The organism is Cryobacterium sp. Y11, assembly GCF_002929535.1.
In the GTDB taxonomy this organism is placed as follows: domain Bacteria; phylum Actinomycetota; class Actinomycetes; order Actinomycetales; family Microbacteriaceae; genus Cryobacterium.
Genome location: NZ_PJJO01000047.1, coordinates 36,686 through 57,962 on the forward strand (window position 1 = coordinate 36,686; position 21,277 = coordinate 57,962).

General features: G+C 63.6%; 21 protein-coding genes, 2 pseudogenes and 1 other annotated feature. Of the genes and pseudogenes, 5 read left to right on the plus strand and 18 right to left on the minus strand.

Annotation, left to right across the window (positions count from 1 at the left end; translation table 11 throughout):
- Window positions 1–125: 125 nt before the first annotated feature.
- From CXY75_RS03430 to CXY75_RS03445, 5 genes and pseudogenes are all read left to right on the plus strand, one after another.
- Window positions 126–893, plus strand: a complete 768-nt coding sequence (locus CXY75_RS03430; RefSeq protein ID WP_104081456.1) for an IclR family transcriptional regulator — start codon at window positions 126–128, stop codon at window positions 891–893.
- Window positions 839–1,048: pseudogene (locus CXY75_RS20940) on the plus strand (helix-turn-helix domain-containing protein); the annotation flags it as partial. The gene CXY75_RS03430 and the pseudogene CXY75_RS20940, both read left to right, overlap by 55 nt.
- A gap of 243 nt (window positions 1,049–1,291) precedes the next feature.
- Window positions 1,292–1,561, plus strand: a complete 270-nt coding sequence (locus CXY75_RS20340; RefSeq protein ID WP_233201705.1) for an IclR family transcriptional regulator C-terminal domain-containing protein — start codon at window positions 1,292–1,294, stop codon at window positions 1,559–1,561.
- Window positions 1,562–1,676: 115 nt separating this feature from the next.
- Window positions 1,677–2,396: an SDR family NAD(P)-dependent oxidoreductase gene (locus CXY75_RS03440; RefSeq protein ID WP_104081458.1), complete on the plus strand. Its 720-nt coding sequence runs from the start codon at window positions 1,677–1,679 to the stop codon at window positions 2,394–2,396.
- The gene (locus CXY75_RS03445) at window positions 2,393–3,322 is read left to right on the plus strand and encodes a 3-hydroxyacyl-CoA dehydrogenase (protein ID WP_199182356.1); all 930 of its coding nucleotides are present in this window, start codon (window positions 2,393–2,395) and stop codon (window positions 3,320–3,322) included. Before CXY75_RS03440 ends, CXY75_RS03445 begins: the two co-directional genes overlap by 4 nt.
- 816 nt (window positions 3,323–4,138) lie before the next feature.
- Here CXY75_RS03445 and CXY75_RS03455 read toward each other — a convergent pair.
- The 18 genes and pseudogenes from CXY75_RS03455 to CXY75_RS03540 form a co-directional block, all read right to left on the minus strand.
- Window positions 4,139–4,939, minus strand: a complete 801-nt coding sequence (locus CXY75_RS03455; RefSeq protein WP_104081461.1) for an IclR family transcriptional regulator C-terminal domain-containing protein — start codon at window positions 4,937–4,939, stop codon at window positions 4,139–4,141.
- A gap of 9 nt (window positions 4,940–4,948) precedes the next feature.
- Complete coding sequence (locus CXY75_RS03460) at window positions 4,949–6,118, minus strand: thiolase family protein (protein WP_104081462.1); 1,170 nt, start codon at window positions 6,116–6,118, stop codon at window positions 4,949–4,951.
- Window positions 6,115–6,750, minus strand: a complete 636-nt coding sequence (locus tag CXY75_RS03465) for a 3-oxoacid CoA-transferase subunit B (protein ID WP_104081463.1) — start codon at window positions 6,748–6,750, stop codon at window positions 6,115–6,117. The genes CXY75_RS03460 and CXY75_RS03465 overlap by 4 nt, the downstream gene beginning before the upstream one ends.
- Window positions 6,747–7,454 (minus strand): 3-oxoacid CoA-transferase subunit A, encoded by a 708-nt coding sequence (locus CXY75_RS03470; protein WP_104081464.1) that lies wholly within the window; start codon window positions 7,452–7,454, stop codon window positions 6,747–6,749. Before CXY75_RS03470 ends, CXY75_RS03465 begins: the two co-directional genes overlap by 4 nt.
- A gap of 161 nt (window positions 7,455–7,615) precedes the next feature.
- Window positions 7,616–7,987, minus strand: coding sequence for a hypothetical protein (locus tag CXY75_RS20345; protein WP_233201706.1), 372 nt, complete (start codon window positions 7,985–7,987; stop codon window positions 7,616–7,618).
- A 32-nt stretch (window positions 7,988–8,019) separates the two neighbouring features.
- Window positions 8,020–8,196, minus strand: a pseudogene (locus CXY75_RS20945) (IS3 family transposase); the annotation flags it as partial.
- 63 nt (window positions 8,197–8,259) lie between these two features.
- Window positions 8,260–8,373 (minus strand) — a sequence feature (AL1L pseudoknot).
- Window positions 8,331–8,522, minus strand: a complete 192-nt coding sequence (locus tag CXY75_RS03485) for a hypothetical protein (protein ID WP_146069352.1) — start codon at window positions 8,520–8,522, stop codon at window positions 8,331–8,333. (Overlaps the previous feature by 43 nt.)
- A 22-nt stretch (window positions 8,523–8,544) precedes the next feature.
- Window positions 8,545–8,988 (minus strand): hypothetical protein, encoded by a 444-nt coding sequence (locus tag CXY75_RS03490; RefSeq protein WP_104081468.1) that lies wholly within the window; start codon window positions 8,986–8,988, stop codon window positions 8,545–8,547.
- A 290-nt stretch (window positions 8,989–9,278) separates the two neighbouring features.
- Window positions 9,279–9,620: a helix-turn-helix transcriptional regulator gene (locus CXY75_RS03495; RefSeq protein ID WP_104081469.1), complete on the minus strand. Its 342-nt coding sequence runs from the start codon at window positions 9,618–9,620 to the stop codon at window positions 9,279–9,281.
- 277 nt (window positions 9,621–9,897) lie between these two features.
- Window positions 9,898–10,239 (minus strand): hypothetical protein, encoded by a 342-nt coding sequence (locus CXY75_RS20350; protein WP_233201707.1) that lies wholly within the window; start codon window positions 10,237–10,239, stop codon window positions 9,898–9,900.
- Between the two features lie 1,046 nt (window positions 10,240–11,285).
- The gene (locus CXY75_RS03505) at window positions 11,286–12,971 is read right to left on the minus strand and encodes an ABC transporter ATP-binding protein (RefSeq protein WP_104081470.1); all 1,686 of its coding nucleotides are present in this window, start codon (window positions 12,969–12,971) and stop codon (window positions 11,286–11,288) included.
- A 76-nt stretch (window positions 12,972–13,047) separates the two neighbouring features.
- Entirely contained in the window at window positions 13,048–14,220 is a 1,173-nt protein-coding gene (locus CXY75_RS03510) for a serine hydrolase (RefSeq protein ID WP_104081471.1), read from the minus strand.
- Window positions 14,217–16,655, minus strand: coding sequence for an enolase C-terminal domain-like protein (locus tag CXY75_RS20015; protein ID WP_199182357.1), 2,439 nt, complete (start codon window positions 16,653–16,655; stop codon window positions 14,217–14,219). Before CXY75_RS20015 ends, CXY75_RS03510 begins: the two co-directional genes overlap by 4 nt.
- Entirely contained in the window at window positions 16,652–17,272 is a 621-nt protein-coding gene (locus tag CXY75_RS03520; RefSeq protein ID WP_104081472.1) for a GNAT family N-acetyltransferase, read from the minus strand. The genes CXY75_RS20015 and CXY75_RS03520 overlap by 4 nt, the downstream gene beginning before the upstream one ends.
- 7 nt (window positions 17,273–17,279) lie before the next feature.
- The gene (locus CXY75_RS03525) at window positions 17,280–18,452 is read right to left on the minus strand and encodes an anhydro-N-acetylmuramic acid kinase (protein ID WP_104081473.1); all 1,173 of its coding nucleotides are present in this window, start codon (window positions 18,450–18,452) and stop codon (window positions 17,280–17,282) included.
- On the minus strand, window positions 18,449–19,399 hold the full coding sequence (gene murQ / locus CXY75_RS03530) for an N-acetylmuramic acid 6-phosphate etherase (protein ID WP_104081474.1): 951 nt from the start codon (window positions 19,397–19,399) through the stop codon (window positions 18,449–18,451). The genes CXY75_RS03525 and murQ overlap by 4 nt, the downstream gene beginning before the upstream one ends.
- Window positions 19,396–20,289, minus strand: coding sequence for an ABC transporter permease (locus CXY75_RS03535; protein ID WP_104081475.1), 894 nt, complete (start codon window positions 20,287–20,289; stop codon window positions 19,396–19,398). The genes murQ and CXY75_RS03535 overlap by 4 nt, the downstream gene beginning before the upstream one ends.
- Window positions 20,286–21,257, minus strand: coding sequence for an ABC transporter permease (locus CXY75_RS03540; RefSeq protein WP_104081476.1), 972 nt, complete (start codon window positions 21,255–21,257; stop codon window positions 20,286–20,288). The genes CXY75_RS03535 and CXY75_RS03540 overlap by 4 nt, the downstream gene beginning before the upstream one ends.
- Between the last annotated feature and the right edge of the window lie 20 nt (window positions 21,258–21,277).

Below are 21,277 nucleotides of genomic sequence, written 5' to 3' on the forward strand. Positions count from 1 at the left end.
TTGCAAGAGTCCGCACCCAGGAGATCAGAATCTTCTGCCGTCGCGGCGGCTCGAGAGGCGACGCTGAGGGGCGCGTGCCAGTGGCCTGCCTCAGTCCCCGATCGTCCCGTGGCACAATTAGCTGGATGAGCGTTCAAGACGCGACGGGAATCATCCGGAAAGCCATGGCTGTCATCCATGTCCTTGAAGATGAGGGCGAGGCGACGGCCGCCGAGGTTTCCACGCGGGTGAATGAGCCGATCAGCTCGACGTACCGCCTGCTCAACCACCTTCAGGCTCTCGACTGGGTGGAGTCAGGATCAGCACGCGGTCGCTATCGGCTCGGGCGGTACTTCTCTCGAATCGGGGGGCTTGTCGCTGACCTTTTGGATGTTCGAGAGCGCGCACTCCCATACCTGCGCGCGTTGCGTGAGAAGACAGGGCTGACTAGCTACTTGTCGGTTCGTCGCGGAACGCGCGCCGTGTGCATCGAGCGCCTCACGGGGCGTTCGGTTCATTCCTTGGAATACCGCGTGGGGGACATGCTGCCACTGAATCTCGGCGGTGCACCGATGGTCCTGCTCGCCTTCCTTCCAGCTGAGGAGCGCGATATGGCGCTCCTCAGGATCCAGGGCGAAGAGAACGATCGCCTAGGGGCTCGAGGCGAAGCACTATTCCACGAGCTCGACCTAATCAGGGAACGCGGCTGGAGCGCTTCGCACGGCGATGTCACGAAAGGCGTGGGCGCGATCGGCGCTCCCGTTTTCAACCACAGAGGTGAACTCGTAGCGGCAGTCTCAATAGGTGGTATCCACGATCAAGTCTTCGACGATAGCAACAACCCTGCGCTGGTGCTCAGATGCGCTCGCGCAGTAAGCGAATCCATGGGCCTCGAAATGGAGGGGCTGCAATAGTGCGTGGATCGTCGCAAAGGCCTTTGCACAACGCGAGCGAGCTGATCGAAGTGCTCGCAGACTCAGGAGCGCTGACTGTAGGCGAGATCGCAGAGCGCCTTCCCCTTCCCCGGGCAACCGTGTATCGAACTGTCGAGGCCCTTGTAGCTAGCGGGGTAGTCGATCCTCTACCGAATTCTCAGTTTGCTCTGTCGGCACGGTGGTTACGTCTCGCCGATGTAGCGCTCATCAACATGGCAGAGTGGACGGGAATGGGCGAAGTGTTGGATACGGTCGTCGACCGAACTAGCCAGACTGCGTTCTTGAGTGTCCCATATCGCGGCCAGATGCTATGTCTCGACTGGCGTCAAGGTCGCGGAATCGACATGATCAACTACCGACCTGGGAGCCTCCTTCCTATGAGGAGCGGGGCCGCGGGACGGGTGCTAGCGGCCTACGCGAGCGACGATGTCGATTCCAGCCTGGTTAGTGTTCGCAGGCACGGCTATGCAGTGTCAGACGAAGACGTGACACCCGGCATCGGGGCGGTCGGAGTGCCCGTCTTTTCTTCCGATGGTGAGGTGCGGGCGGCGCTTTCGGTAGGCGGCCTCATCGCCGACATTCGAGCTCACACCGCGGACTTCGCTGAGGCGTTGCAGTCGGCGGCCGACCAGCTCCGTCTAAGGTGAAGGCAGCCAACGTTTGCATCGTGAGCACATGCATTTTCATGCGAACATCCGTTAGCATCACTGTGGTTGCGACTTCTCGCTCAACCGCCTCAAAACTCGACGACGATGAAAAGCTATGACTCATTCTCCTGAACGAATTCTCATCACAGGCGGCGCTGCCGGTATTGGCCACGCGATCGCAATCGAAGCGGAGGCACGCGGTCATGATGTTATTGTGATCGACCGCGACAAGTCGACAGTCGGTAAATCGATCGTTGCAAACCTGTCCGATGTCGAATCGACGAGGAAAGCGCTCGAGGCAGCCCTGGCCGGAGGTCCGGTTACACGTCTTGTAAACAATGTCGGCGCCGTCTTTCCTAATCGGCTGGAAGACCAGACGATCGAGGAAGTAAACGCCGCGTTCGCGCTCAACCTTCGCCCTGCGGTGCAATGCACTCAGGCTGTGGTGCCGGGCATGCGTAAACAGGGTTTTGGACGCATAGTGAACATGGCGTCTCGGGCGGCACTCGGCAAGGAGCTGCGGACTGCATACGCGGCCAGCAAGGCGGGCCTCCTTGGCTTGACTCGTGTGTGGGCGTTAGAGCTGGGGCGGGACGGAATCACAGTGAATGCGATTGGTCCGGGACCGATCGCGACCGAACTGTTTCGAAAAGCGAACCCACCGAAAGCCCGAGCCACGCAGGCCATCATCGACGCAATCCCCGTGCGCCGCATGGGCACTCCGGAGGACATTTCGCATGCGGCATGGTTCTTCCTCGACGAGCGCAGCGGGTTTGTCACAGGGCAGACCCTTTACGCATGCGGCGGAATGTCCATTGGGACGGTATCCCTGTGAGCGCCGTGACCGCACCATTAGCGGTGCTTGGCGGAGGTTCGATCGGAGTCGCGTTCGCGACCCAGTTCGCGTTGTCGGGACGTGAAGTGCGCATCTACGACCCCGTTCTCGAGCGTCGCGCTGTGGTCGAAGCAGAAGTGCGTGTCCGCCTCGAAGACTTGTACGCTAACGATCTACTCAAAGAGCCCGTCCAGATTGTTTTGGATCGCGTTTTGGTCGCATCGGAGATCGCTGAGGCCGTCGACGCATGCGTGCTCGCGCAGGAGTGCGCGCCCGAACGCCTCGAGATCAAACGGGAGCTCTTTGCATCAGCCGCAGCAGCTAACCCACAGATGATCCTGGCAAGTTCGTCCTCTGCTCTGACTCCCAGTTCAATGGCCGGCGACGAGTCCTGGGCTGATCGACTTATCGTTGCCCATCCGGGAAACCCGCCGTACCTCATCCCAGTCATTGAACTCGTTCCGGGCCTTCGTACCGGTGATGGGGTAATCGACGCCGCTGCTGAAGTTTTTAAGAGCGTTGGTCTTCGGCCGATCCGATTAGCACGCGAGATTGAAGGTTTTGTCTTCAACCGGTTGCAGGGAGCGGTGCTGCGTGAAGCGTACTGCCTGCTTCGTGATGGGATTGCAAGTGTCGAAGACATCGATACCGTCATGAAGGATGGCCTGGGTCGCCGCTGGGCGTTCATGGGCCCATTCGAAACGGCTGATCTGAACGTCCGTGGTGGGCTCGCAGCACACGCCGCCCGTATGGGGCCCGCGTACGAAAGCATGGGTGCTGGACGCGGCCAACACGACCCCTGGACCCCTGAGCTTGTCAGTGAGGCGCACCAGCAGCGACGCGAACAACTTCCGCTAAAAGACTGGGAGGAACGAGTGCGCTGGCGCGATTTAGAACTCATGCGCCGCAAACGCCTGCTTGGCTGAACCGACGCGTCGCGGGTGACCACAGCGGCCTGACTTTGGCGTCACAGCTGACACGCACGACTGAACTGAATTTGCGGTGCAATGAAAGGGTTCATACACACTGGAGCAAATCTTCAATCACCTCCAACCACAGACGCTGCGCGGCAGTGTACACCGACGCTCTCGCACTGGTGTTCGGGTACCGATACCTCCCACCGTTCAGGGCAATCGCGTTCCCGCTCTCGCTGTTCCTCAAGAGGATCGACATATGCGGCGGTCGAACCCTTCGCTTAACCCTAATACCGAGACACTCCCGACACCGAACGGGTTCACAGTCAGTGACTTCGCCGGAACGTCCGCGATCACATCGGGCAAGCCGAACACGACTACACGATCCAGCGGACCGTCTACGATCTGCGCAAGCTCCGCGGTAAGGATCTCCTCGACATGCCCGCTCACACCCGCCGCTACCGCATCCCACTGGAGACGGCCTGCACCATCGCGAGCGTTACCATCCTCCGCGACCAAATCCTCGCACCCCTCCTCGCTGGCGTTCGCGGCCCAGCACCGGACCGGCCGGCCACCGAAAACCAGAACCCCAATCGACCGCGACTACGACGTCCTCCGCGCCGGTATCCGCAACCTATAACCGATCTCGGGATCACCACCGCATAGACAACAAATTGTCGATAGCTTCACGCAAACTTCTAATCGCCGTTGTTCCCTGGGCGGCTCCACCATTCGGGGTATGGCCTTTACACGATATGTGGTCCGAACGTAGCAGCTAAACGCGCGTCCGGCCGATGGATCGACGCTCAGCGGGAGCTGTCGATTGAATCAGTGCGAGATGCCATTGGCAGATAGTGGAGAGGTATGTCGAATGGCATCCTCGATCTGGTCGGTGGCGTTGAGCAGCGCCGGCCGGTACACCTCGAGGATGCGATCGAGGCTGGCCGTGCCTACCGCTCCCGCGACATTCACGGCGGCAATCACGCTGCCGTCGGGGCCACGGACTGGGGCAGCGATGCTGCGGAGCCCGATTTCCAGCTCTTGGTCGACGAGCGCCCAGCCTTGGTCGCGCACCTCGCCGAGCATAGCCCGGAACGCCTCAGGCTCGGTGATACTGCGCTCGGTGTGCTGCCCGGCTTCAAGATTCGCCAGAGAGAGGTTAAGCTCGGCAGGGCGAAGAAAAGCAAGCAGCACGCGACCCATCGAGGTCGCATGCGCCGGGAAGCGAGTTCCGATGGTGATTCCGACGTTCATGATTCGCTTGGTGGGAACACGGGCGACATAGACGATGTCACCGCCATCGAGCACCGAGGCCGACGTTGACTCTCCGAGTGTGCTGGAGAGTTCCTCGAGGTAGGGCTGGGCGAGTTCGGGCAGGGACAAGCCTGACAGATAACTGAAGCCGAGTTCCAGAACGCGCGGGGTTAGCAAGAACGACCGCCCATCGCTGATGACGTAGCCGAGGCCGAGCAGGGTGTGCAGGAACCGGCGGGCGGCCGCTCGGGTCAGCCCGGTCCGTTCGGCGACCTCACTGAGCGTCATCCGTGGATGATCGGCGTCAAACGTACGGATGACGGCGAGCCCCCGGGCAAACGACTGTACGAACTGGTCGCTCGGTTCGGGGTCCATGCTCCCAACTTACCGTTCGAGCACGACGGCGAGCCCCTGGCCGACGCCGATACAGATCGCGGCGACGCCAATGCCGCCGCCGCGCTGGGCGAGTTCGTGGGCGAGGTGGCCGATGAGACGCCCGCCAGATGCCCCAAGCGGATGCCCGATCGCGAGGGCTCCACCGTGCACATTCACCTTCTCTGGGTCGAGTTCCGGCCAGAGTCGAAGGCAGGCGAGCGACTGCGCGGCAAAAGCTTCATTGAGTTCGACGAAGTCGACGTCGACCCAATTCCGGCCGGCTCGGGCGAGCGCTCGGTTCGCCGCTTCGACCGGTGCGATGCCGAAGCTGGACGGATCATTTCCGAAACTGGCGCGACCGGTGATACGGGCGAGCGGTTCAACGCCGAGCCCTGCATTCTTTCCGCCGATGAGCAACATCGATGCGCCGTCGCTGAGCGGAGAGGCGTTGCCGGCCGTCACCGTGCCGTCGGTACGGAACACAGGTTTTAGACTGGAAAGGGAATCAACTGAGGCATCAGGCCGGATTCCCTCATCACGAGTGAGGGTTGTTCCCGGCACAGGAATGACCTCGGAATGCAATCCGGCGTCCCATGCTGCCGCGGCGAGACGATGGCTGCGCGCCGCGAAGGCATCCTGTTCCTCCCGGCTGATATCGAACCGATCGACGAGCAGTTCGGCGGTCTCCCCGAGCGAGACCGTCCACTCTTCAGGCATCCGAGGGTTAACCATCCGCCAGCCGAGCGTGGTCGAATGCATGGTCTCGGAGGCTGCCGCGAACGGCTCCGCCGGCTTGGTTACGACCCACGGAGCGCGGCTCATCGACTCGACGCCGCCAGCGAGCACGAGGTCGACATCGCCGGCCTCAATAGCGCGGCTGGCCTGGATAACGCTCTCGACACTCGACCCGCAGAGCCTATTCACAGTACTGCCGGTGACGGAGGTGGGGAGTCCGGCCAGGATGGCGGACATCCGTGCGACATTGCGGTTGTCCTCCCCGGCTTGGTTAGCATCGCCCAGGATCACATCGTCGATCCGGGCAGGGTCGAGGGTGGGATGCCGCGCGAGCAGCGCCTCGATCGCGTGCGCCGCGAGGTCGTCTGGCCGGATGCGCGCCAGGTTCTTTCCCAGCCGGCCGAACGGCGTGCGGATGGCGTCGTAGACAAAGCTCGTGGTCACAGTATTCCGATCAGATCGAGTGCGAGAAGTTCTCGGAGTTCGTCGTGCGTCGTGTCGAAGGTTTCGCGCACGACGAGGCCGTCCAGGGTGATGTCGAACACGGCTCGATCGGTGTAGACCCGGTCGACACACGCGACACCAGTAAGGGGGTAGCTGCAGTCCGCCACGAGCTTCGGTCGGCCATCTCGATCCTGCAGGTCCATCATGACGAAGACCTGTTTGGCTCCGATGGCGAGGTCCATCGCGCCGCCGACTGCCGGGATCGCTCCGGGCGCTCCGCTGTGCCAGTTTGCAAGATCACCGCGCTCGGAGACCTGGAAGGCTCCCAGTACGCAAACATCAAGGTGGCCACCTCGCATCATCGCAAAGGAGTCGGCGTGGTGAAAATAGGAGGCACCGGGGCGAGCGGTGACCGGGAGCTTTCCTGCGTTCATGAGGTCGGGGTCTTCCTGGCCCTCGGCCGGACTCGGCCCCATTCCGAGCATGCCGTTCTCCGTGTGCAGGATGATCGCGTCTCCAGGCGGCAGGTAGTTCGCGACCAGGGTCGGGATGCCGATGCCAAGATTCACATAAGAACCCTCACGGATGTCGCGGGCGACGATTGCTGCGAGATCTTCTCTGCTGAGACTCATGCTTGCTCGCCGATGAATATTCCGTGGCGCAGCCAGGAGCGCTCCCCGACCGCGACGACGCGGTCGACGTAGATGCCCGGCGTTACGACGAATTCGGGGTCGAGCGCGCCAAGCTCCACGACCGAGTCGACCTGGGCGATAGTCGTTGTCGCTGCCGCTGCCATGATCGGGCCGAAGTTTCGGGCGGTCTCGCGATAAACCAGATTGCCCCACGGGTCGGCGTGCAGGGCGCTGATGAGGGCGAAGTCGGACCGGAGGGGGTACTCGAGTACGTAGTTGCGACCGTCGATCTTGCGGGTCTCCTTGCCCTCGGCCAGCTGGGTGCCGAATCCCGTGGGAGTGAAGAAGCCTCCGATGCCAGCGCCAGCGGCGCGGATGCGCTCAGCGAGGTTCCCCTGCGGAACGAGCTCAAGCTCGATCAGACCTGCTGCGTAGAGGCCGTTGAAGACCTGAGAGTCGGACTGCCGCGGGAATGAGCATACGATCTTCGACACCCGCCGGGCGGCAAGCAGCGCAGCGAGCCCGGTTTCACCGTTGCCCGCGTTGTTGTTGATGATCGTCAGGTCTGTCGCACCCTGCTCGATCAGGGCGTCGATCAGTTCGACGGGCTGACCGGCGCGACCAAATCCGCCGATCATGATGGTCGCACCGTCGGGGATACCGGCCAGCGCTTCGGTTGCGCCGGTACTGAGCTTGGTACGCATACCACCACCTTTGTTCAACATACGAACAGGTGTACGTATGCTGAACATGATAGCAGGTCCGTGTTCAGTACGACAGAGCGTGGTGCCACACCGCCCAGCATCGACTTTCTACTTCAGTCGGCGTCGAGACGGACCAGAAGATGGTTCAGACGGAGAGCACTTCAGGTCGCTTCCAATACGCTGACGTAGTTTTCGATCAACAGTCCGCTCTTGTTATTCACGACCGCGCGCGGCGCAGCGGTGACGGATGGCACATTGCGGAGGCGATTTGTTGGCAAAGTCACGCGGTCACGGCAACTCGGGGTACCGGCGCGATTCATCCATTCTCCCGGCTGTCCGTTGTACGTGTTGAGGTGAAACCCGGCCCGGGTCATGGCCTCTTCACGAAGTGGATCGTCGTCAAGTCGGCGGGGATCGAGAGCGAAGTCACTGTCCTTCGTCGCGTCGGCCAGGGCGACGAGTGCGTTTCCCGTGTGCAGATAGATCGTTTGGGCTCCGATGACGATGACCGCGCCCCGATGCTCGCTGAGCACGTCGAGGGCGTCAAGCGGTCGCTGAGCGGCCCCGGTATTGTGGTCCGCAGACTCCTTGATCGGGTGATGCCGCGCAGCCCCTCACGGTACATGAGCCGTTCGACCGTGCAGCGGGCGACGGAGTGGCCATCGCGTTTGAGTTGTGCGTGGACCTTCCTCGCGCCGTAGACGCCGTAGTTCTTCTTGTGCACGTCTGTGATCTCCACCATGGTTTCCTCATCCGTTTTCGATCGTTTCGAGGGCGGCCGGGACGTTGCCGCGTAGTACGTCGACGGGGCGATCTGCATTTCCTTACAGATCGGCTCGACCCCGTAGTCGTGCTTGTTCATGTCGATGAAGGTGATCATCTGCTGGAGGGGCGGTCGAGCTCCGCCGCGAAGAAAGCCGCCGCGCTGCGAAGGATGGCATTCGACCTCCGCAGCTCACGATTCTCTCGCTCAAGCTCGAGCAACCGGGCGGCATCCTCGCGAGCGGCAAGCAGTAGGCGCACCGCTCGTTCCTTCAACTCCGGCGGATACTTCTTCGACGCTGGCATGATTCTGAAGCTTTCCGGGTGATCAAGAACCTCCATTACACCCGGGGCAAGACAAAGCGTCCGTCTTGATATGCTCCCGGAGCCGGCGCAGCTGGTGCCATCGAATGACGCGTTCGGTCACTGACTTGTGTGCCGGATCTTTGAGCAGGGTGAGTTTCTGAGTGGACCAGGCCGTGAACTCGGCCAGATAGCGGTCACGGGCCGGTAGTGCGCCGTGCTCGATGAGCAGTGCGCGGATGTATTCGACGGTCTGGACCGGCGGTAGAGCGTCGAACGCGTCGTGCGAGAGGTCGATAGTTCCGTCGGCGATCGATCGGAGCAGCCGATCGACATGTGGTTGTCGAATCCAGGTCAGGCCGCTGTTCGGTCGTGCCATGTCGCCCAGCGCGGCCGTAAGGGGAGCAAGCCTGTCGGGAATCTGGCCGGTGGAACCAGTCAGGGTCTGCCTGATCTGATCCTTCAGCACGCATCACCAGCAGCGCCCCTTGCTGTGGAGCTCTTCTTCGGCGCCGCACTCGGTGCAGTCGATGTTGAGGGTGATGCCGCTGCAGGTCCGGCAGGTGCGCCCCTGAGGCGTTATGCCCGGAACGATCCCGTCATGCCGGCATATGATGCACGTTCCGTGGAAGCGTTTCGCGGCCATGTAGCAATACCCGCAAATCACCCCTTCCGGCCATAAGACGGCAGGGGAGTAAGCCTCGTGGCAACGAGCGCATGGAGTGTGAAGAGTGGGATCAGGTGCCTTCCGCGGACGACTCACGTGTGCTCTTCGGTGATGATCCGAGCCCGGACCGGGCGGGAATCCGCTGAGATGTCAACGGCCGGAGCGGCGTTGACTGCTTGCTTGCCGACGGTTGTCTCGACGTAGGGTTCAACGAGATCGTTTGGGGTGCAGTCGAAGATGTCACAGAGCGCAGCGAGCGTGCGCAGCGACAGTCGTTCCGGCTGCTCGGCCACGAGGCGGTAAACCTGCGCGGGCGACAGACTTACGCCGCGGTCACGGAGCAGCGGGCCCAATTCGGTCGTCTTCCACATGTTGTGCGCCGCCATGAGGGTTCGGAGGTGCCAGTGGTAGCTGATGCGTCGTTTCGCGGTCATGGTCTGCCCTTCTGGGGGTCGAAGAGAGCTGCCGCGATACTCGCGTCCAGTACTTTTCTCAAGGTCCGGGTTCGGAAGTCGGATGACACCGAGGTATAGATGGAGGTGCTGGAGGCGTGGGTATGACCAACCTGTTGTTAGACGAACAAGGGGTCGTAACCGTCTTCAATAGATGGGTGACGTAGGAATGCCGCAGGCAGTGCGGTCCGATCTCCGATGGCAGTTCGACCTCCGCTCTCCAGCTAGCAAATCGTCGACCCAGTGCCTCTGGGCCCACTCAGGCGCCACGTTCGCTCGGCCAGAGCGCCGAGCTGCGCAGGGTCCCGCCCTTGGTCGCCTTGCCCCAGCGAACGTAGAGAACGCCGTTGCCACCGAATTCCGGCGCGTGCGGGTTGGGGCCGAAGTCTTCCAAGTCCAGCATCTGGAACTCCCGCCGTCGCAGCCCATAGGCGTAGGCGACTGTGAACGCCGTGGCGTCCCGCTGCGCGGGCAGCCATCCCTTCGTGCCCGCGTGGCGCAGTCGGACAACCTCGTCGTCGGCGTGGTCGAAGAAGCCCTGCAGTTCGACTCGCGTCAGAGCGCGCCGCCCCGGCCGCCCCTCATAGTCCGAGCTATGCACGGCCGCGTTCCAGCCAAAACAGAGCTGTATCGGGTGTGTGCCGAACAAACGCTCACAGACAGCCACCCAGTCATAGCGGGGATCGCATACGAAATCGCAAAAGATCCGGATCGCGGCCTGGTGGGAACGCAAAGTACTCACGGCCACCCCGGAGCCACTGCGGAGGTCAGACATGAATTCCTCAACGTCAACGGGTTTCCACGTCCAGGGATATGCATTCGTGAACGTTTGGAAGCGCCGTACAAGCTTCAACCGCGGCTCGATGGTTGATCACTTCAAACCTCGAGCCAATTGCTGATCGGTCCAGCCGCTGATCATCGCCGCGAAAGTCTGCTCATCGGGACGCAGAAGCACTGACACCCGGGAACTCAGAATCTCGGGCGCAAATCCCGGTTCGAAACGTCGCGAAGCCATCTGGCCTCCAATAAGCAGATGCTGAAATCAATCATCAGATGCACGATACGTCCATTTGAGCCCTGAATCAATGGTTCGACGCATTTCTGTCAGGTCACCGAGGGCGCAATCACGACCCCACAACAGCCTTGATTTCACGGGAAAACAGGTCTCGTATCGACCTAAGACGAGTTTTCTCATCAATTGAAATTGGTCCCAGTTTGTGACCGATAATCTATATTATGTCACCAAATAGTTCAACAACCTGCAGCCCCCACGAGCCGCAACTTGGTTAAGTGCTGGATGCGCCGTCAGATTTCGTCGCGTTCCGTGCTGTTTTCAACCGGACCATTTCCGCACGATCAGGAGTGGGCCAACCTCGTGGTCGCGCTGGAAACCGCCTGCGTCTGAACGATCATCAACGGGTTTCCTCGCTTCTAAACCCAATCTTTGCAACATCAGACCGATGAAAGCATCAGTAGTCTCGCGCATCTCATCCGGCAGCCGCGATCGTGGCCATCCAAACGGAGGAGGAAACGATCGATCGCGACTTGTTCGATAGCCAAAAACGTGCGATATGTCAACTACAAACACTGGGATACCAGGTGACCATCACGTCATCCGTCGCAGAATAACTCACTCCTATTTTTGTACTAGATATTCAGGCGAGCCCCAGGGATGGCATCGAGCAGCTCACGGGTGTAGTCAACCTGCGCATTCTCAAAAATCTCGGTCGGTGTTCCGCTCTCGACAATGCACCCACGCTGCATGACGTGTACCTCGTGCGAGATCATCCGCACCACAGCGAGATCGTGGCTGATGAAGAGGTAGCTTAGACCGAGGTCACGCTGCAATACACCAAGCAGGTCGAGGATCTGAGCCTGCACGAGCACGTCAAGCGCTGAGACTGCTTCGTCGAGCACGACGAGCTCCGGGGAGAGTGCGAGCGCCCGGGCGATCGCCACTCGTTGACGCTGACCTCCGGACAGTTCGTGCGGTAGCCGTTCAGCGATGGCGGCGGAAAGCGCCACCTGGTCGAGGAGCTGCGCCACCATCGTGTGCCGGGTCTGCTTCGTTCCCACCTTGTGCACGCGGAGCGGCTCGGCGATCGATTCCTCGACTGTGTACCGCGGGTCCAGCGAGGCGTAAGGGTTCTGAAACACGGGCTGCACACGACGGCGGAAAGCAAAGAGCTCCCGCTTGCCTAGGCTCGCCATGTCGGCACCGGCAAACAGGATGGTGCCCGACGTGATCGGTTCGAGACCGAGGATCAGATTCGCCGTCGTCGACTTGCCGGACCCCGACTCCCCCACGATCGAGACAGTGCGTCCACGCGGGATACCAAAACTCATCTGATCGACAGCAGTGAACTGTGACGCCACCCCGGTTCCGGTCGCCCGAATCGTGAAGACCTTCGTGAGGTCGCGCACCTCAACGAGGTTGTCGACGGCGGGCTGCAGCGCGGCATCTCTTGACGTCGTTGCGACGACATCCAACGATCCAGCAAACTGGCGATCTCTGACCGCCCCGACCATGCTGATCGAGGTGAGGCTCGGCGCCGCCTGCAACAGCTGCTTTGTGTATGCGTGTTGAGGGTTCGACAGAATCTCTTCGGCCCGCCCGAACTCGACGATCTCGCCGCGCAGCATCACGACAATCTTGTCGGCGCGCTCGGCGGCTAGCCCTAGGTCGTGGGTGATCAAGAAGACCGAGGTGCCCATCTCGGCGGTCAGCTGATCGAGCTGATCGAGAATGCGCCGCTGCACCGTCACGTCGAGGGCAGAGGTGGGCTCATCGGCGATGAGCAGCTTGGGCCGGCAGGCGAGGCCCATCGCGATCAGCACGCGCTGGCGCATCCCGCCCGAGAACTCGTGCGGGTACTGGTTCACCCGATGTTCGGGGTCGGGAATGCCGACCATGGTGAGCAGTTCGATCACCTGCGCCTTTGCCGTTGCCCCCGACGCGACGCCGTGCACCTCAAGCGCTTCGGCAACCTGATTACCGATCCGCATCAGCGGGTTGAGGTTCGACATCGGGTCCTGCGGCACCATGCCGATGCCCGCGCCACGAATCGCCTGCATCTCCCGTTCGCTCAGCGAGGCCAAGTCGACACCGTCGAACCAGACCTCGCCGCTGGTCAGTTGACCGGTGCTGGGAAGTAGCCGGTTGATCGCGGCAGCCGTCGTCGACTTGCCCGAGCCCGACTCACCGACGACCGCGACGGTCTGCCCGGGCAGTACGTCGATCGAGACATGTTTGACCGCCTGCACCTCGCGTGCGCCGGTGTTAAACGACACTGACAGGTCACGGATCGACAGAACGGGTGTGGGGGTGTTCATGGTTACCTCTTCGGTGCTGAGCGAACTTAAGAATGGTCTGAAGGTGTGGGGCGAGCGGATGCCGCGCGCGCGTCGGTTAGGTTCTCGCCTCGCGGTGTGCCGAGCCGAGTGTCTCGTCGAGCACTGCGGTTGCGGCGCCGAGCAGCCGCTGCCACAAGGTGTCGGTCGGAATCGGGATGCCGGGGGTGACGAGGCGGTTGCTTGCCAGAGCCAGCGACACTCCGTGGCCCGGGACGAAGCCGATGACGCAGCCGACGAACCCAGGATGCCAGAGCAGATCGAGCTGTCGACCCCCGACCTCGAGCTGGGAACGGCGGAATCCCAATGCCTGTTCGGGATCGGGTCCAGCGGAGAAAAATTCTTCCGCCACCTCCGGACGCCAAAGTTGCTCATGATCGCGGTAGCGTGCAAACGCGTCGGCGAAGTTGATCAGGTCGGGCAGCGTCGAAAATAACCCGGCGTGCCCCGACACCCCGTCGAAGAGGTGGAAGGCGTTGCCGTCGTTGACCACACCGCGCACGGGCGTGCGTCGCCAGCCGCTGAAGTCGCCGCTCGTGTAGGGCACCGGGTAGGGCGTTCCGGTATCGACCATGACGAATTCCGCCTGGTCGCCGAGCGAGCTCGTAGCGACGTCGTCGGAAAGGGACCGAGCGAACTGGGTGGAGCCGAGACCGAGTGGACCGATGACCAACGCGTCGATCGCTTCCGGCAGTGGCAGGCCGGTCACCGACCCGATGATGCGCCCGAGCTGGATGAAGCCGAAGTCTGAGTAGTGACGTGCGGTTCCGGGCGCATAGCGCAGCGGATGCCGGTCGACGAATTCGAAACCTGCGTCAACGGTGTCGGCGGCGAGATAGAGCGGCTGCCACTCCCAGAGGCCGGCCCGGTGCTGCAGCAGCTGGCGCACTGTGATCTCGTCCTTCCGGCCGTCGCAGAATCGTGGCAGGTACCGGCGCACCGGGTCGTCGAGTTCGAGCAGCCGATCGGACATAAGCCGGATAATGGCGGTGGTTGTTGCGACGACCTTGGTGACCGACGCGAGGTCATGCTGAGTGTCAAGACCCAGGGGCACGGCATCCGTCTGGCTGGTGGGCAGCGCGCGGAAACCGGCGTGCGCCGTCTGGTCGAAGCCGGGCGCGCGCACGGCCAGGGCTACACCAGCCGGCGGAGTGCTTCCGGCGGGAAGACCGGCGGGAATGGTGTGGATCAGCTGCCGGGCCGCCCGGTCGAGAATCGTCGAGAGCGTCATCGCCCACTCTCCGTTTTCGTGGGGCCCGTCAGGCCGTTGATTCCGAGGCCAAAGCCCGAGCCCGAGCCCGGAAGCACCATATCACCGCGGTAGCTTGCGCCGCCGCGCACCGGAGAGGAGCGTAGCCAGAGCCCCGCATCGAGGTCCTGCGCACGCTGACGATCCGCTAGCGAGAGCATGCTGACGAATGCTGCCGCGGCGGTGATACCGACCTGGCTCTCCATCATGCAGCCGACGAGCACGCCAACGCCGTTGTCGCCGGCCAGCGCGGCCAGCCGGATCGCCTCAGTGAACCCAGCGGTTTTGGCCAGTTTGATGTTGATCAGGTCCGCGGCGCCGCGGGAGAGAATCTCGACCAGATCGGACGTCGTCCAGACCGACTCATCGGCGAGAACCGGAGTGTCAACGCGGCTCGTCACGAAGACGAGATCGGTCAGGGCACGCGCGGCGACGGGCTGTTCGACGAACTCCAGGCCGAGGCCGGCGTCTTCCCAGCCCCTGATGATGTCGACGGCTTGCTCGGGGCTCCAGCCCTGGTTGGCGTCGACACGCAGCGCGATGGCCGGGCCAACCGCCGCGCGAATCGCGAGGAGAGCCTCGTGATCGTTCTGCCCCGCACCGACCTTGATCTTGAGCGTGCCGAACCCGGCAGCCACATGGGCGCTGGCACGTTCGACGAGCTCGTCGATGCCCGCGGCTGAGAGGGTCATATCTGTCACGACGGGCGCCGTCGCTCCGCCGAGAAACTCACTGAGCGGCAGGTCGGCCTGCTGGGCGGCCAGGTCGTAGAGCGCGCTGTCGACCCCGGCACGTGCGGCAGTGTTGTGCAGGATGCTGCCGGCCAGCTCAGCGCTCAGCGCGGCGGGCTGCTCGAGAGTGCGGCCCTGCACTGCGGCTGAGAGCGGACCGGCCGCGGCAGCGGCGATGCTAGCCGGGCTCTCGCCCGTCACCCGCCAGCTAGCGGCGGCTTCACCCCACCCGCTGCGTCCGTCGGAATCGACGGCCTCAACGAGCACGGCCTGAATCGCGTCTGCCCGGCGGATCGCCGTGACAAACGGGCGCACCAGCGGAACATCGACGGTATGCACGATCAAGCGTGCGACGCGGGAACTCATCGTTCTCCCCCGATCGAGGGCTCGGCGAATGTCGCGGAGGAGGTGGCGACGACGAAGCCGCCGGTAATAGCCGTCCCAACGGCTGCCCCGACAGCGGGCGCCCTTACGGCAGGCGTCGCCCGCCAGGCCAACGAAGCGACGAAGAGCACGAACAATGCCACGGCTGAAATGGCCGCCGTGGTCGTGGCCGCGCCCTGACCAGACGGCAACGTGACCGACGCTGCGATGAACGGGATCGTCGCTCCCCCGGCCGCGCCGAGCGCGACGAATGCCGAGGAGGCGCGCACGGCGTTCCGCTCCGGCGTGCGTTCGACCGCGGTACCGATGAGGAGTCCGTAACACGACCCCGAGGCGAATACCGCGAGTCCCAGGCCGAAGAGAGCGATGACAGGATACGGTCCCTGCAGCAGAGCCGCCCCCGCAGAGGGCCAGGGCGATCAGCGCGGTGCAGCCGAGCGCGACGCGTCCCGGCAGGACCCTGTCGGTCACCGCGACGCCCGACATACGACCGAGGCTCATCAGCAGCCAGAATACGCTGGTGCCAAGGGCTGCCACGGCCGCGGATGCCCCGAGGTTGTGTTCAAAGGTCGACGCCGACCAGCCCGAGATCACTGATTCGGTGCCCACATAGCAGAACAGAGCGGCGGCGAGAAACGCGAGTTGCACGGTGCGCGCCGAACGGCCCGGGCGGGTAACGGTGGCAGCGACGCCAGCAGCAGCAGTGTCAGAGGTCTTGGTGGCACCGTCGGCCGGTGTCCGGCGCGGCACCGACGGAATCCCCCGGAGGCTTGCGACGACACCGAGCTGCAGGACTGCGATCAGCAGCGGAATCGGACGCGCCCAGCCCAGCATCGCCGCGGCGAGAACCGCGAGCGGCGTGACGGTGGCAACGATGCTGATAATCAGGGTGAGTTTGGTCAGGGCGCGCGGTAATCCGTCGGCACCAATGACCCGCACGGCAGCGGTGCCGGCTGCCTCGACAATGCCGAAGCCGAAGCCGGCTAGGGCGGCTCCGACTACGAACCAGAGCGGCGCGGGGGCACAGGCGGCCACAGCTAGGCCGAGGGCCTGAGCGGCGGCTCCGGCGCGCAACAGAGTCATCAACGAGAACAGCGCTGAGGCGAACGAGGTGGACAGCACACCGACCAGCAGCCCGGTGAACAGTGCCGGAATCGCTGGGAGCAGGGCAGTCGACGGCACCTCGAGGTCGGCGGCGAACGCCGGGATGACCGAGGGAATCACCGCGGCGGTACCGCCGAGCGCGGCGAACGCGAAAGCGAGGGAGCACACCGAACGCGTGCCGGTCTGGCTGCCGCTCACGAGACGCTTCCAGAATTCGCGGCCGCGGTGAGCTGGCGGGCCAGGCCCAGTTCCGGCTCGCCGAATTCGGCTTGCACGCGGGTCTCTCCGGTGGGCGTCCAGTCCTGACGCTGATAGAAGGCAAGCGAGGGCGCGTTGTCCCTGAAGACCCACAATCCTGCGGTCGTCATGCCGGCTTCGGCCAGGGCGTCGCCGGCCGCGCGCAGCAGGTGGGAGCCGATGCCGGTGCCTTGAGCAAGCGGCGAGACATAGAGGGAGTGGACCGCGCCGTGGCCGTCGGGACCTGCTACGAAGCGCGTGACGCCAATGATCTGAGGCGCCGCCGCACCCAGTACAGCGGTCGCACCCGAGGCATCGGAGACGCCCGGCGCCACACCCGCATCCGATTCAGCGGCCGTATCCGCCATCGCATCGGCATCCCGTTCGGCAACGAGCATCTCGCCTGGCGCCGCCTCGGCGAGCACCCGCGTCCAGAGGGCGTGGGCCTGTGCATCGGTCATCGCGTCGATCAGGTGTGCTGGCAGCACCGCCCTGTAGCTTCCGCGCCAGCAGTCGAGAAAGACCGTCACGATACCGTCAATGTCCCCCGGGGTTGCTGGGCGATAGGCGATGGACATGCCCGGCTCAGCGCTTCGAGTGCAGGGTCAGCGAGCGGAGCGGTTCGGTCAGCGGAGCTGGCAGTACCAGCGGGCCACTACCCGGTGTGATCGTGCCGAGCACGCGCGCCCCGCGCGCCCCGGTTCCAGCCGGGTTGGTGCCGGGCAGGCCGTGGGCTGTGCACCAACCGATGAGCGCGAACGCGATGGCTTCCTTCTCGTCGGCCGGTGCACCGAACTCGTCGGATAGCACTACGTTGACACCGGGCAGGGCGGCGCGCAGACCGTCCAGAATCACCGAGTTGTGGCATCCTCCACCCGAGACCACGAGCAGGTCGATTCCGGCGGCGCGCACGTCGCGGGCCACGGTCTGCACCGTCAGCTCGGTCAGCGTGGCCACCAGGTCAACGTCGCTTACGGTGCGTCCGGACCGGAGAATCGCATCGCTGACATAGCTGCCGTGGAAGTGCTCTTTTCCGGTGCTCTTCGGGGCGGGCAGCGCGTAGTAGGCATCACCGAGCAGCAAATCGAGCAGAACCGCATCGATCGAACCGGATGCGGCGATCCGGCCGCCCTCGTCATAGCCGAGTGCGTTCAAGGCGCGTTCGGTGATCGTCGCGTCGATGAGCGCGTTGGCCGGACCGATGTCGTAGGCGTAGAGTGCACCGTCGGTGGGGACCACCGTCATGTTCGAGATGCCGCCGAGGTTCAGGGCTCCGGGGGTGCCGGGCGATCCGGCGAGCAATAGCGCATCCAGGAAGGAGACGAGCGGGGCGCCGTGCCCACCCGCGGTAATGTCCCTAATGCGCACATCTGAGACGACGGGGGTGCCGGTTTTCTCGGCGATCCAGGCCGGCTGGCCGATCTGCAGGGTGCCGAGTGCGTGGCCGCCGTCCACCCAGTGGAAGACGGTCTGCCCGTGCGAGACGATCAGGTCAACGGCGCCGTCAGCCGCGATTGCCGCAGCCGCGACGTCTGCGAAGGCCTGCCCGATCAGGGTGTCGAGCTCGCAAACCTCAGCGAGGGTCGTCTCGGCGGGCGGAAGCACCGCGATCAGCCGGGCACGCAACTCGGGGGCATAGGGCGTGCCGCTGCGGTGCAGTACCGCCCCTGTGAGCACGCCATCGGCGAAGTTGAAATCGACGACTGCCGCGTCGATTCCATCGTGTGACGTGCCAGAGATCATGCCGAGAATCTTCATTGTTCCTCCAGAGCTGCGCGTAGGTTTCCGTTGACAGCGCTCAGTCGAGCGCCGGCTTCCTCGGTGCTGCGACCGGTGCGGAGCAGCACAATCGCCACCTTGACGTTGTAGCCGCTGGTCGCGAGTGCGGCCTCTGCCCGGTCACGACTGACGCCGGCGACGGTGCGAACAATGCCGAGCGCGCGCTCCCGCAGTTTCACGTTGGTCGGTTTCACGTCGACCATCAGGTTGCCGTAGGTCTTGCCAAGCTGCACCATCACGATGGTCGAGAACATATTGAGCACGAGCTTCTGCGCCGTTCCGGCCTTCAACCGAGTGGATCCGCTGAGCACCTCCGGCCCGACCAGAACCTCGATGCCATGTTCGGCCGCCTCGCTGAGCACGGTCCCACGGTTGCAGGAGAGTCCAATGCTGAGCGCGCCGAGTTCCCGCGCACGGGCGACGGCAGCAACCACATAGGGGGTTCGGCCGCTGGATGCGATGCCGATCACGGTATCGAGGGAGGTCACACCCGCCGCGTCGATGGCGGATACTCCGGCCGCGGGGTCATCCTCGGCTCCCTCGCACGGTGACACGATTGCCTTCAAGCCTCCGGCGATGATCGCAAAGACCTGCTCCGGCGGTGTGCTGAAGGTGGGCGGGCATTCCGACGCATCGAGCACGCCGATCCGTCCGGGCGTTCCCGCCCCGACATAGATCAGGCGACCGCCGGCCTTCATCCGCAGCGCGGCAGCTTCGATGGCCGGCACAATGCTCGGCAGGGCCAGCGCCACCGCTCCGGGAACCGTGGCGTCGGCGTCGTTCATCAGCACGGCCAAGTTGCCCACCGACATCCGGTCGATCTCGGCGTAGCGCGGGTCTGCTTCTTCGGTGGTCAGCCCAACGAGTGAGATCGTCGCGGCGTCGGGAGCTGCTGTTCCGGTCGGGGTGAGGTCGTGCCGGGTCATCGTTTGCCTTTGTTTCGGGGATCAAGTATGTCGCGCAGGCCATCGCCGAGCAGGTTGAGGCCGACGACGAGAAGAACGACGATCACGCCGGGCGCGATCATGGTCCAGGGCGCGATGTAGACCAGGGTGCGTGCTTCAAAGATCATCGAGCCGAGCGACGGGGTGGGCGGCGGTGCGCCCAGGCCCAGGAAGCTCAGCGAGGCTTCGGTGAGCACCGCCCACGACAGCGACAGAGTGACCTGAATGATGATGATCGACGTAATGTTCGGCAGCACGTGCCGCATCATCACCGCGATGCGGCTGGCGCCGGTACTCGTGGCGGCCTTCACATACTCGACCTCCCGAAGCGAGAGCACGGGACCGCGAGTGACGCGGATGAAGATCGGCACGTAGACAATGGCGATCGCGACAGCGATGGTGAACCAGTTGCGGTCGAACACCGATACCAAGGCAAGGGCGAGCAGCAGCGGCGGGAACGCGAAGAGTACGTTGGTGACTCCGCCGATGGCGACATCGGGGATGCCGCGGAAGAAGCCCGCGATAAGGCCACCCATCGTGCCGATCACCGTGGCGAAGGTCACGGCGACAACGGCGATCAGGGCGGAGTTCGCCACCCCGGCGGCAACGCGGGAGAACACGTCGCGGCCGAACTGGTCGGTCCCGAACAAGTGCGTAAACGACGGAGCGAGGAGCCGCGACGGCGGATCCTGAGCGATCGGGTCATAGGACAGCAGGGAAAAGTACGAAGCGAACGTCAGGAGCACGAGCAGGCTGACGATGATTGCACCACTCAAACCGCTGGGGCTCCGCAGCAGTGCACGGAAGCGACCGGCCGCGACGCTGCCAGTGCGGGGCGTGGGGCCGACGGGCGCCGGGGCGAGATCGGTCATGAGGCACGCACCCGGGGATCGATGAGGCGGTAAGTCAGGTCGGTGAGCAGATTCACGATCACGAAGGTGAGCGCGATCACCAGCACGGTGCTCTGCACGAGCGCGTACTCCTTCTGTTGAATCCCGAGCAGAACCTGCCGGCCGATGCCCGGCAGAGAGAAGATCTGCTCGACGACGACGGCGCCGCCGAGAAGGTATCCGAACTGCAGACCGGTCATCGTGACGATCGGTACCAGAGCGTTGCCGAGCACATGCTTCAGCTGCAGTCGGCGGGGTGGAACGCCCTTGGCGCGTGCCGTGCGAATAAAATCGTTGGAGCGCACTTCAAGCACCGCAGTCCGTGTGGTGCGCATGATCGGGGCCGCGATTCCGAAGCCGAGGACCAAAGACGGGAGAAGCATCTGCTGCAGGTTAAGCAGCGGATCGCCGAACAGCGAGGCAAAGGCTTGCCCGTTCGGGTTGAAACCGAGGGAGGAGGCGAGCACCGAGAGCAGCGCAGTGGCGAGCAGAAAGGCAGGGATCGACAAGCCGGCGAGGCCGACGATCTGGCCGAGGGCGTCACGCGGGGAGTCCGGCTTCGAGGCCGACAGCATCCCGAGTGGGATGCCGATCAGCAACGCGAGAACGATCGAGAAGATCGCAAGTTCGAAGGTGACCGGCAGGGAGGCGACGGTGAGGTCGAGAACACTCTGCTGAGCGCGCGCGGAGAAGCCGAGATTTCCGGTGAACAAGTTCCCCAGCCACGAGAAGAATTGCACGACCAGCGGCTGGTCGAGGCCGTAATACTGCTCGAGAGCTAGTTTCTGCGCCGGGGTGAGCGCGGCGGCTTCGGTGCCGAGACCCGCGGTGATCTGGTTACCGGGGATGGCCCGCAGCATGATGAAGACAAAGATCGCGACGCCGAGGAGGGTGAGCGCCGCAGCGCCGATTCGGCGCACGACGCTGTTGTGGGAGAAAGTTTTGAGCATGTCCTTCGGGCATTCCCAAT